Source organism: Burkholderia sp. Bp8991, from assembly GCF_003853795.1.
GTDB lineage: Bacteria > Pseudomonadota > Gammaproteobacteria > Burkholderiales > Burkholderiaceae > Burkholderia.
Genome location: NZ_QTQJ01000011.1, coordinates 171,193 through 183,523, shown reverse-complemented (window position 1 = coordinate 183,523; position 12,331 = coordinate 171,193). Strand labels below are relative to the sequence as shown.

The window sequence follows — 12,331 nt, the reverse complement described above, 5'->3', positions numbered from 1 at the left end:
GACTGCACCGGATGATTTAAGCGGCAGTATTTACGCACTGCCGATTTCAAATCATCCGGCCGCCCCCTCATGTGAATGATTCCACCATTCAGGAGAGCATCAGCCATGGTCGCCGGAAAACCGATTCAGACCGTGCTGCTCGCCGCCGCGATCGCCACGATTGCGCCGGCCGGATACGCGGCCAACACCACCGACTGGCTGGCGAACACCTACGGCACGCTCGCCGCGCACGTCGGCAACGTCGCGCGTTCGATGTGGGTCGCGCCCGAAGGCGTGATCTACACCGCGTCGATGTGGGACGAGGACGAGGGCGGCGTCGCGATCTACCAGAACGGCAAGAGCGCCGGCTCGATCGGCACGCACTCGGAATTCCAGGGCAGCGCGATCACGGGCAACGCGACGTCGCTGTTCGTCGCGCTGCAGCCCGGCAACGGGTACGGCAGCGGCGCGGTCGGGCGCTACAACCGCGCGACGCGGTTCCGCGACAAGCTGATTCAGGTCACGGCGGCGACCGACCAGCCGCGCATCGACGTCGTCACCGGGCTCGCCACGGCCGGCTCGCTGCTCTATGCGAGCGACTTCTACGGCAATCGCGTGCGGGTGTTTACGACCGACGGCGTGTGGCAGCGCGACATCGGCGTATCGGCGCCGGGCGCGCTCGCCGTCGACGGTGCGGGCAACGTCTGGGTCGCGCAGAAGAGCGCGGGCGCGGTCGTCGAATTCAGCCCGGCCGGTGCGCTGCTGAACACGATCCGGCTGGCCGCCGGGTCGCAGCCGTCTGCGCTCTGTTTCGATGCGGCGACGGGGCAGCTGATGGTCGGCGACGAAGGCCCCGACATGAACATCAAGCGCTATACCGTCGCGGGCCGGCCCGCGCTGGCCGGCACGTTCGGCGTGCGCGGCGGCTATCTCGACACGACGACGGGCACCAAGGGGCAAGTCGGCGCGCAGCGCTTCACCCGCGTGGCCGGCATCGGCAAGGACACGGCCGGCAACCTGTACGTGCTCAACAACCCGTGGGGCGGCAGCTGGGATCTCGGCCGCAACGGCGCGACCGACATTCACGCGTACGGCAGCACCGGCAGCCTGCGGTGGACGCTGCAGTCGCTGAACTTCGAAGGCATCGCCGCGCCGGACCCGGTCACCGACGGCGCACTGTTCTACAGCGGCACGCACGTGTACGGCGGCACCGCGGGCGGCGCCTTCGTCGCGAACACCGTCGATCCGTTCACGTATCCGTCGGACCCGCGCATCAATATGGGCGACACGCAGCGCGACGAGCACTTCGGGCTGCTGACGTCGGTCGGCGCGAACCGGATCCTCGTCGCGGCGGGGCAGAATCCGCCGGTCTATTATTTCTTCCACTTCAACGCGGCCAGCGGCTACGTCGCGATTCCGGACGGATCGATCCCCGGGCCCGCGTTCAACACGACCCGGCGCGTGTCGGCCGGCTTCAGCCTCGACAGCAACGGCGGCGTATGGGCCGGCCTCGACAAGACCGGCGCCATCTATCACTATCCGCTGACCGGTTTCGATGCGAGCGGCAAGCCGTCGTGGGGGCCCGGCGTGCCGACGCCGGTGCCGGCCAGCATCCAGCCGCTCACGCGCATCGTCTATCTCGCCGACAGCGACACGATGGTGCTCGCGCAGGGCGTCGTCGGCAGTACCGACTGGACGTCGATCGGCACGCGCATCGAGGTGTATCACGGCTGGCGCGCGGGCAACACGACGAAGCCGAACCCGGTGATCACGCTGCCGCACAGCGGCGCGAAGTCGATCGATGCGGCCGGCAACCACCTGTTCGTCGGCTACTGGTTCAGCAGCAGCGGGCCGCTGTGGCCGAACATCGACGCATTCAATCTCGACACCGGCAATCTCGACACGACGCTCGTCAACGCGAGCCCGGCGACCGTGGATACCAGCAGCGCGATCGATGCGATGTACAGCGTGCGCGCATACCGTCGTGCGAACGGCGAGTACGTGGTGACGAAGAACAACGTGAAGGGAAACAGCATCACCGTTTACCGGTGGACGCCTTGAGGGCGAGGCCTCACGGCCATGATGACACCGCGATGGCTGTCATCGAAGTGCCTTCGCTGTAACGATGTGTAAGAAGCCGGCCCGCAACGGAGCCGGTCATCCGCTTGACATTGGGCGGCGATGTAATGCCGGCACGTCGGCGATCGTCGACGCAATGCACTCGATCGACTGGCAAGGGCCCTCGCCGCCGTGCGACATGGGCAGACAACGCCAGGATCATGCCGGACACGTCAGACGGTAATCGCCCCATCAGTACAGAGGATTCCTATGAAAAATAGCCAGGTCAAGCGCGCGCTCCGACTCGGAGCCGTCATGTCGGCCGTGTTGCTTGCGTCGCACGCGCATGCGGACGGTTTCGACGCTGCCGATGCCGCCCGCGTGCCGAGCGGTCAGTTCGTCACGCCGCTCGCCGTGCGCGGCGCAGTCCAGCAATTCCTGAATCCCGGACTGCCGGCCTATCCGCATTTCGTCGCGGGAGAAGCCGTGCGCTCGCAACTGAGCCCGGACGGCAAGACGCTGGCGATCATCACCGCCGGCCAGAACTCGCTGTACAAGCCGGACGGTTCGGTCGACACCGCGGCCTCGACGCAATTCATCTTCCTGTACGACGTCGCGGGTACGAACAAGACGCGCCCGGTGCTCAGGCAGGTGCTTCAGCAGACCAACGCGTTCGTCGGCCTGGCGTTTTCGCATGACGGGAGCACGCTCTATGCGACCGGCGGCAGCGACGATGCGGTCTACGTCTACGCGCAGCAGGGCGGCGCGTGGGCGCTGTCGACGACGATCGCGCTCGGCCATGCCGGCAAGGGCGTCGGCATCCGCGTGCAGCCGAACGCGGCCGGGCTCGCGCTGTCGGCCGACGGCAAGACGCTCGTCGTCGCGAACAACTACAACGACTCGATCAGCGTGATCGATACCGCGACCCGCAACGTGCGTTACGAGCACGACCTGCGGCCGTTCTTCTCCGGCAACGAAGGCCGCAGCGGCGATGCCGGCGGCACGTTCCCGTTCGCGGTCGCGATGAAGGGCAACGGCATCGCGTACGTGTCGTCGGATCGCGATCGCGAGATCGTCGCGATCGACGTGTCGTCGCCGTCCCGCGGCCGCCTGCTCAAGCGCATCAAGCTGGACGGCAATGCGCTCGGCATGACGCTCGACGCGTCGCAATCGAGGCTGTTCGTCGCGCAGGACAACGCCGACCAGGTCGCGGTGATCGACACGAACACCAACGCGGTCGTGACCCGGATTGACGCGCGCGCGCCGGCCGGCGTGCTGGCGCACGGCCAGGCGCACACGGGCGCGGCGACGTACGCGGTCACGCTGTCGCGCGATGGCCGCACGCTGTATGCGACCAATGCCGGCGCGAACGAAATCGCCGTGATCCCGCTCGTCGGGGAGCGCGCGTATCGCGTCACCGGCCTGATTCCGACCGCGTTCGAGCCGCACGACGTGACGTTCAGCGCCGACGGCACGTGGATGTACGTGGTGAACGGCAAGAGCACCACCGGCCCGAACCCGGGCCACCTGTTCGGCGCGACGCCGGCGCAGGCCGCCGCGTCGCGCGCGTCGAACGAATACCAGTTCCAGCTCGAGCGCGCGTCGCTCGTGAGCGCGCCGGTGCCGGCGGCCCACGAGTTGCCGACGCTGACGCAGCAGGCCGCGCGCAACAACTTCTATCGCCCGGAAGACAACGACAGGGACAACGAAGTGATGGGCTTCCTGCGCCGCCACATCAAGCACGTGATCTACGTCGTGAAGGAAAACCGCACGTTCGACCAGGTGCTCGGCGACATCGGCAACGGCGCCAACGGCGATCCGAAGCTCGCCCAGTTCGGCCGGAACATCACGCCGAACTTCCATCGCCTGGCGAGCCAGTTCGTGACGCTCGACAACTTCATGAACCCGGGCGACGGCAGCATGGACGGCTGGTCGTGGGCGCTGCAGGGCCGCGTCACCAACACCGAGACGATCACCCAGCAGATCAACTACGCGGCGGTCAATCGCGGCCTGTCGTACGAGAGCGAGGGCACGAACCGCAACGTGCCGGTGAACTGGGAGACGGTGCAGCAGCGCGATGCGGCGGCCGGCCCTGCCGGCACCACGAACTACAGCAACGCGGCCGCCACCCTGCCGGGCGGCGCGGCGAACCTGCTTCCGGGCATCGGCAACCATGCGTCGTCCGATGCGCCGTTCGGCCGCCAGCGCGGCTACATCTTCGACGCGGTGCTGGCCGGCGGCGGCACGGTACGCAACTACGGTTTCCTCGTGAACAACATCGGCAGCATCGGCACGGCCGCGAACCCGATCGTCGATCCGCACGCGGCCGGCGTCGTCCAGGCCGCGGCGCTCGACCCGCGGCTCGCGTCGATGACGGACGTGTATTTCCGCGGGTTCGACCAGAACTATCCGGACCAGTGGCGCCTCAACGAGTGGAAACGCGAGTTCGACCAGTACGTCGTGGGCGGCAACCTGCCGACGCTGTCGCTGGTGCGCCTGTCGCACGATCACATGGGGGCGTTCGGCACGGCGCTCGCCGGCGTGAACACGCCGGAGACGCAGCAGGCGGACAACGACCTGGCGGTCGGCCGGCTGGTCGAAGCCGTCGCGAAGAGCCCGTATGCGAACGACACGCTGATCGTCGTGACCGAGGACGACGTGCAGGACGGCCCCGACCACGTGGATTCGCATCGCGGGCCCGCGTACATCGTCGGGCCGTACGTGAAGCAGGGCGCGGTGATCCGGACGCGCTACAGCCAGGTCAATGCGCTGCGCACCATCGAGGACGTGCTCGGCACGCAGCACATGAACCTGAATACCGCGTACCAGCGGCCGATGACCGACGTGTTCGACGTGCACGGCCCGGCGTCGTGGACCTACACGGCCGTCGCGTCGACGGCGCTGAAGGGCACCGGGCTGCGCCTGGCCGACGGGGCGGGCGAGAACCTGCTGCACTACGCGGCCGGGCCGGACGTCACGCCGAAGCATGACGCGGCGTACTGGGCGAAGGTGACGGCGAAGTTCGACTTCGACGATGCCGACGAGGTGCCGGCGGATCAGTTCAACCGCGTGTTGTGGAAGGGCATGATGGGATCGCAGCCGTATCCGAAGCTCAGGGGCGTGACGCAGAAGGTGGCGAGCCGCGACGACGACTGATCGTCCGGCTGGACGGTCTGCAAGCGGGCCCTCCCGGCGGGAGGGCCCGGTTTTTTTGCGAGGTGTGCGGCGGGGGGCTGCGTCGGCGGCATTCGGTGCGCCTCGTGTGCGGCCGGCCGGGCCGCGCGGCGTCATGCATGCCATATCAGGTTCGCGCTGCTGTCCGTTTCGGACAGGAGCCAGAACCCGAGCCGCTCGTAGAGGCGCCGCGCCGGGTTGCCGTGCAGCACGCTGAGCGATACGGGCACGGGCTCGCGCGCGGCTTCGCTCAGCAGTTCGCGCAGCACGGCTTCGCCGATGCCTCGGCCTTGTCGCGACGGGAGGATCTGGATCTGGTGGACGTGCCATTCGCCGGCGGCGCGCGTCACCTTCAGCAAGCCGATCGAGTCGGCATCGGCGTTCGTGCCTTCGCAGACGATCATCGCATCGTCGAAATGCGTCGCGATGCGCTGGTGGTGCGCTGCGTCGTCGGTGGGTGCGCCGACGCGTTGCAGATGCTCGGTCATCGTGAGCCGGCGGAGCCTCAGCAGGAACGGCAGGTCGGCGGCAGACGCCGGGCGCAGGCGGATCGCAGGGGGCATGGTCGGAGCGCGTTCGAGAGCGGGTTCGATGGCATGCAGCGCATGATTCACGAGCGCGGCATGCCGGTCAAAGGCCGGGCAACTGGATTTGCCGCGCGGCCGGACGATGCTCGAGGACGTTCGTGACCTCGTATTCGGTCTTGGCTCCGTCGGCGGTCTGCCACTGCTGTACGCGCACGCTGCAGACGAGTACGTCGCCCTTGCTGAAGCTGATCTGGTTGTTGTCCACGCGATTCAGGAAATTCGCATCGGTGATCGCGGCGTGGATCGTGGCGGCACCGTCGTAGAGACGCCATTTGTTGTCGTCCTTGAACGCGAGCGACACGATCGAAAACGCCATCTTGCGATGCTCGTCGAGGATCAGTACGTCGGCTTGCTCGGGTACGCGGAACCAGTCGACCTCGTCCCGGGTGACGGTCTCGAACACGTCCGTGTCGGTGCCGGCCGAGAAAATCGTCACGCCGTCGCGCGAAAGCGGCATGAGCGCACGGGTGGTCGCCTCCCGGACACTCACGTCCCGCAGCAGCGTGAGGACGGACAGTTCGATCTCGAGCGTTTCGCCATCGACGTGCAGCACGGCGGTGCGTTCGTTCATCCGAACGCGCTGGATCGGGCGGCCGCGCAACCACTTGAGTACCGCGAACAGGCCCTTTCCGACTTTCGGACCGGCAATGCCGAGCGCGGTCAGAATCGTGACGGCATTGGCGAGTGCCGCGCCTTCGCTGCCGCTCAGCATGTCGTGCATTCTGCCGAGGAGCGAGGTCGCGAGCGTGAAGTCGATGCCGAAGCTGCCGGTCTTGAAGCTGCCCCGGACGTTCACCTGTGGCCGAACCTGGTCTCCGCAGAGCGCCTTGGCCGAGGCCTCGAGCAAGTCGCCGACGGCGAGAAGGGCGGGGGCGAGTTCCCGCACGTCCATTTCGGACGATTCGAGTGCCGGCCCGTCATAGGTAATGCGAAAGTGGCTCATGTCGCCAAGTGTACCGGCCGCGGCGAAGCCGGCCGTGTTTCCGTTGCGGTTGATCATGCCGGATGGGTTGACTCGAAAGGCCATCGACGCGCGAAGCGCAATGCTTTCGTATACCTTTCGAATCATCCTGCGGTCAACCGGATACGTACGATTCTGGCCGTCCGGCCGATGCGTCAAGCGCGCTCACGCGATCCGGTACACACGCATCGCGTTGTCATGCCAGATCGCGCGGCGCGCCGCATCGTCGAGGTCCGCCATCGCGCGGGCGAACGTGCGCAGCAGCGCCGGATACGACACCCGCAACCCCGCCACCGGAAAATTGCTTGCGAACAGGCAGCGCTGCCAGCCGAATATCGCGATCGTGTCGCGGATGATCCGCGCGTTGTCCGCGTCGTTCCACGCCGCATCGCGCAAGCCGAGTTCGGATATCTTGACGGTCACGCGCGGCGAGGCGGCGAGCGCCTCCATGCCGCTGCGCCAGCGCGCGAGCCCCGCGCGCGAGCGGTCCCACGGCAGCCCGGCATGTTCGAGCACGACGTCGACGCCGGGCGCATCGGCCAGCAGCGCGGCCGCGTCGCCGAGATGCCAGAACGGCACGCGCAGGTCCCAGCTCAGGCCATGCGCGGCCAGGCGTTCCAGCGCAGCCGGCCAGCGTGGGTCGCGCAGCGTGCCGGGCCCGTCGACGGCCGCGTCCGGCGACGCAGCGGTGCGCGGCTTGAACCGCACGCCGCGCACACGCGGCCACGCGGCCTGTTCGGCGAGCCGCTCGTGCGCGTCGTCGGCCAGCAGGTCGACCCACGCGACGACGGCCGACGGCAACCCGTGCGCGGCCGCGACCTCGTGCAGCCAGCGCGTCTCCGCGAGCGCCTCGTCGCGCGCCCGTTCGGCCTCGACGTGCACGCTCGCGACGAGCGGCGCGCGTTGCGCGGCGTGCCGGTAGTCGTCCACGCCGAAATCGCGGCACAGCGCCGCGTAGTCGCCGAACATGAAGTGCTCCGGATCGTACCGGTCCTGCAGCCACGGGTAGTGCGCACCCGCGCCGAGCCGCCAAAGGTGGTGATGCGCGTCGACGAGCGCCGCCGGCATCGCGTCGGGCGGCGGTGCGTCGTCGCGCCGCTCAGCGCGTGCCGGCGAGCACATACGACGCATCCGGTTCGCGCAGCGTCGGCAATGCACCGACGAACCGCCACGCATCGAGATCGAGTTCGCGCACGTAGTCGTCCTGGAACGACACGTACGCGACGCGCCGCGACGGATGGAACGACAGCGCGGTCGGGTTCGCGGGCAGCGCGACGCGTTCGATTTCCTCCATCTGCCGCGCATCGAACACCGAGATCGACCGCTCGCCGGAATTGGTCAGCAGCAGCAGGTCGCGGCCGTCCGGCGCGGTGGTGCGGTAGATGCGGTTGGGATCGCTGCGGGTCTTCACGCGGCGGCCGCAGGTCATCGTGTCGGTGTCGATCTCGACGAGCGTGTCGTCGCCGCGATTCGCGACGAACAGCGTGCGCTCGTCGCTCGACAGCGCATTGCCTTCGGGACGCGGGCCGGGCATTACCGCACGCGGCGCGACGGTCGCGTCGCGCGGATGGAATTGCGTGACCGTGTTCGACAGCAGGTGCACGCCGTAGGCGCGGCTCGCATCGCGCGTGAGCGTCACGAGGTGCGTCTTCACGCCGCCGGACGGTACGGCCATGTTCGGCACGGCCTGCCGGGTCGGCGCGTCGAACACGAGCAGCATGTCGTGCGCCTCGCTCATCGCGTACAGCCGGCCGTCGCGATCGGCCGCCATCCCGTGCGGCCGGTAGTACGGCCACAGGTCGAGCATGCGCGTGTGCGTGCGCTCGACGAGGTCGATCTCGGCGATCCGGTGATCGCCTTCATGGCCGCGCGACCACGCGGTCTCGATCCCGAAGATGCCGACGTACGCGAAGCGGTCGTTCACGTCGACGGTGAACTCGTGCGGGAAGTTCGGCAGCACGATGTGCTTGAGCGCGGCTTTCGTCTCGAGGTCGTAGAAGCTGAAGGTGTGGGCGCATTTCTGCACCAGCAACAGGATGTCGTTCATGGTGTGTCTCCGTTGATTCGTTCGCGTGTCCGGTCAGTCTTCGCAGCGCCTGGGCAGCGTCAGCGCGAGCAGGCCGGCCACCGCGAGCGTGACGGCGAGGCTGTACACGCCGGCGGCCGCGCTCACGTGCTGGGTCAGCACGCCGACCGCATACGGGCCGCAGAAGCCGCCGAGGTTGCCGAGCGCGTTGATCAGGCCGCGCGCGCTGCCGGCCGTCTCGACGCTGCACAGCTTCGGCGGAATCGCCCAGAACACGCCGGCCGCCGCCTGCAGGAAGAAGCCGCAGCCGATCAGGAACGCGAACGACACGATCATCGACGCATGCGTGAGCACCGACAGCGCGAGGCACGCGGCAAAGCCGACGAGCGGCAGCAGCACGAACAGGCGCCGCTTGCCGGTCCGGTCCGACAAATACGACGTGGCGAACATCCCGATCACCATCGCGACATACGGCAGCATCGCGAGCAGGCCGACCTTGCCCATCCCGCCGTGCGTGAGGTTTTTCAGCAGCGTCGGTAACCACATCGTATAGCCGTAGATGCCGACCTGATAGCAGAAGTTGATCGCGATCAGCAGCCAGATCGTCGGGTTGCGCAGTATCGCGCCGAACGACGCGGCGGCCGGCGTGCCGGCGGCCTGCTTGCGCGCCTGTTCGTCGCGCAGCGCGTCGAGGATGTACGCCTTCTCGCGCGGCGACACCCAGCGCGCGGTTTCCGGGCTGTCGTCGGCGAACATCAGCCACGCGAACAGGCAAAGCAGCGACAGCGCGCCGGCGCTGTAGAACAGGTGACGCCAGTCGTATGCAGCGAGGATGAAGCCGGACAGCGGCGCGGTGATCATGCCGGCGAGCGGCACGAACATGATGACCATCGCGTTCGCGCGGCCGCGTTCGCGATCGGGAAACCAGTGGCTGACCATCGTCAGCACGACCGGCAGCATCCCGCCTTCCGCCACGCCGAGCAGGAAGCGCAGCGTCAAAAGTTGCCACGTATGGGTGACGAGCCCGGTCAGCACCGACAGCACGGCCCAGCTCACGAGCGACCACGCGATGAACTTCTTGCCGCTGCCGAGCGCGGCGCGCCGGCCGCCCGGAATCTGCAGGAACAGGTAGCCGAAGAAGAAGATGCCGCCGGCGAGGCCGGCCATCGTCGCGTTCATGCCGAGTTCGGCGTTCATCCCGCCTGGCATCGCGAACGCGATGTTCACGCGGTCCATGTACGAAACGATGCACGCGAGCAGCAGCGGAGGAATCACGCGCAGCCAGCGGCGGCGCGGGATGGCATCGCCGGCTTCATAGGCCGGGGTGGCGGGGTTCAGCAGAGTCATGGTGTCTCCGATCCATGTGATGAGCGGCGGCAGCCTTCTGTCGGGCCGCCGTCACGCCGATGCGCAACGCAACGCGCGTTGCGGGTACGAAACGATGGCTAGCGTCCCCAGCGCAGCACGAGCGGATCGAGCCGCCGTGCCGCGTCGAGCAGGCCTGCACGCACCTGCGGATGCAGTTCGGGCCAGGGGGCGCGCGGCCGGTCGCACGCGATCACGCCGCCTTCCTTCAGCAGCGCCTTCGCGGTCAGGAAGCCCGACTGGCGGTTCTCGTAGTTGATCAGCGGCAGCCAGCGCGCGTATTGCTCGCACGCTTCGTCGCGGCGTCCGGCGAAATACGCGTCGGTGATGCGGCGGATGCCGTCCGGATAACCGCCGCCCGTCATCGCGCCGGTCGCGCCGGCATCGAGGTCGGCGAGCAGCGTGATGCCTTCCTCGCCGTCCCACGGCCCTTCGATCGCATCGCCGCCGAGCGCGATCAGCTCGCGCAGCTTCGACGCGGCGCCGGGCGTCTCGATCTTGAAGTACGACACGGCGTCGATCTCGCGCGCGAGCGTCGCGAGCAGCGACGCCGGCAGCGCGACGCCGCTCGCGGGCGCGTCCTGGATCATCAGCGGAATGTCGAGGCCGTCGGCGACTTCGCGGAAGAACGCGCGGATCGATGCGTCGGGCACGCGGAACGTCGCGCCGTGGTACGGCGGCATCACCATCACCATCGCGGCACCGAGTGCCTGCGCGCGGCGGTTGCGTTCCGCGCAGATCCGCGCGCTGAAGTGCGATGTCGTGACGATCACCGGCACGCGGCCGGCGACGTGCTCGAGCGTCGTGCGCGTGATGAGGTCGCGTTCGTCGTCGCCGAGCGCGAACTGCTCCGAGTAGTTCGCGTGAATGCAGATGCCTTGCGAGCCGGCATCGATCATGAAGTCGAGGCAACGGCGCTGGCCGTCGAGGTCGAGCGCGCCGTGCGCGTCGAAGATCGTCGGCGCGACCGGAAAGACGCCCTGGTAGCGTGCGTGCATGGCCGGCCTCACTCGACGATGTCGAACTGGTCGAGGAATTCGGTCTTCAGCGTGAGACCGAGGCCCGGGACGTCGTCGCGCAGCTGCAGGAAGCCGTTCTCGGCCACCGGTTCGCCGTCGAAGATGTAATAGAACAGCTCGTTGCCGACTTCCACGTCGAACATCGGGAAGTACTCGCTCATCGGCGATGCGAGCGTGCTCATCGTCAGGTGATAGTTGTGCATCTGGCCCGCATGCGGAATCACCGGCACGCTGTACGCCTCGCACAGCGCGTTGATCTTGTGCGCCATCGTGATCCCGCCGACGCGGTTCGTGTCGTACTGCACGACCGACACGGCCTTGCGGTCCAGCAGCTGCTTGAAGCCGTACAGCGAGAACTCGTGCTCGCCGCCCGAGATTGGAATGCTCGTCAGCCGGTTCAGCTCCGCGTAGCCGTCGATGTCGTCGGCGATCACCGGCTCCTCGAGCCAGCGCGGCTGGTACTTCTCGAGCTTCGGCAGGATGCGCTTCGCATACTCGAGGTTCCAGCCCATGTAGCACTCGAGCATCAGGTCGTTGTCGTAGCCGATCACCTCGCGGATCGCCGCGACCGACTTCAGGTTCTCCACCACGCCCTGCTGGCCGTGCGCGGGCCCGTAGCCGAAGCGCATCTTGAACGCGCGGAAGCCTTCCTTCAGGTATTGCTGCGCTTCCTCCTGCATCGCCTTCAGGTCGGTGCGGTAGAGCTTCGAGTAGTAGCAGGGGATCTTCTCCTTGGTGCGGCCGCCGAGCAGCTTGAACACCGGCTTGCCGACGCTCTTGCCGAGGATGTCCCAGATCGCGATGTCGACCGCCGAGATCGCCGCCATGCCGATGCCCTTGCGGCCCCATGCGTGGGTCGCGCGGTACATCCGCTGGTTCAGGTACTCGTAGTCCCACGGGTCCTGGCCGATCACGAGCGGCGCGAGGTACTGGTCGATGATCGCCTTCGCGACGTGCGGCGCGAGCGCGACGTTGCCGAGGCCGACGATGCCGTCGTCGGTCTCGACTTCCACGACCGTCCACGCATGGAAGCGGAACGTGCTCATGGTTTCCTGCGGCGCGTACAGCAGGTCCATCGCGTTCGAGCAGAAGTTGCCCTGCGGCGGAACGGTCTTGCCTTTCCACTGGAATACGCGGGCGCGCACGGAGCGGATCTTCATGT

The 12,331-nt window shown here is 67.7% G+C and carries 9 protein-coding genes; 2 read left to right on the top strand and 7 right to left on the bottom strand.

From position 1 onward, the window contains the following. Positions 1-105: 105 nt before the first annotated feature. Positions 106-2,040, top strand: a complete 1,935-nt coding sequence (locus DIE02_RS15545; RefSeq protein WP_124529386.1) for an SMP-30/gluconolactonase/LRE family protein — start codon at positions 106-108, stop codon at positions 2,038-2,040. A gap of 267 nt (positions 2,041-2,307) precedes the next feature. Continuing rightward, complete coding sequence (locus tag DIE02_RS15540; RefSeq protein ID WP_124529384.1) at positions 2,308-5,193, top strand: beta-propeller fold lactonase family protein; 2,886 nt, start codon at positions 2,308-2,310, stop codon at positions 5,191-5,193. 131 nt (positions 5,194-5,324) lie between these two features. On the opposite strand, the gene DIE02_RS15535 is transcribed toward DIE02_RS15540, so the two are convergent. The 7 genes from DIE02_RS15535 to DIE02_RS15505 all read right to left on the bottom strand — a co-directional run bounded on the left by DIE02_RS15535 (position 5,325) and on the right by DIE02_RS15505 (position 12,329). Continuing rightward, positions 5,325-5,774, bottom strand: a complete 450-nt coding sequence (locus DIE02_RS15535; protein WP_124529383.1) for an N-acetyltransferase — start codon at positions 5,772-5,774, stop codon at positions 5,325-5,327. Between the two features lie 67 nt (positions 5,775-5,841). After that, a complete protein-coding gene (locus DIE02_RS15530; RefSeq protein ID WP_124529381.1) occupies positions 5,842-6,798 on the bottom strand; it encodes a hypothetical protein in 957 nt (318 codons plus the stop codon). A 126-nt stretch (positions 6,799-6,924) separates the two neighbouring features. Beyond that, positions 6,925-7,881: an amidohydrolase gene (locus DIE02_RS15525; RefSeq protein WP_124529379.1), complete on the bottom strand. Its 957-nt coding sequence runs from the start codon at positions 7,879-7,881 to the stop codon at positions 6,925-6,927. Further along, the gene (locus DIE02_RS15520; RefSeq protein ID WP_124529377.1) at positions 7,859-8,806 is read right to left on the bottom strand and encodes a YncE family protein; all 948 of its coding nucleotides are present in this window, start codon (positions 8,804-8,806) and stop codon (positions 7,859-7,861) included. Before DIE02_RS15520 ends, DIE02_RS15525 begins: the two co-directional genes overlap by 23 nt. Before the next feature lie 33 nt (positions 8,807-8,839). Then, positions 8,840-10,132: an MFS transporter gene (locus DIE02_RS15515; protein WP_124487125.1), complete on the bottom strand. Its 1,293-nt coding sequence runs from the start codon at positions 10,130-10,132 to the stop codon at positions 8,840-8,842. 98 nt (positions 10,133-10,230) lie between these two features. Next, positions 10,231-11,148, bottom strand: coding sequence for a dihydrodipicolinate synthase family protein (locus tag DIE02_RS15510; RefSeq protein WP_124487124.1), 918 nt, complete (start codon positions 11,146-11,148; stop codon positions 10,231-10,233). A gap of 8 nt (positions 11,149-11,156) precedes the next feature. Further along, positions 11,157-12,329, bottom strand: a complete 1,173-nt coding sequence (locus DIE02_RS15505; protein ID WP_124487123.1) for an L-rhamnonate dehydratase — start codon at positions 12,327-12,329, stop codon at positions 11,157-11,159. Between the last annotated feature and the right edge of the window lie 2 nt (positions 12,330-12,331).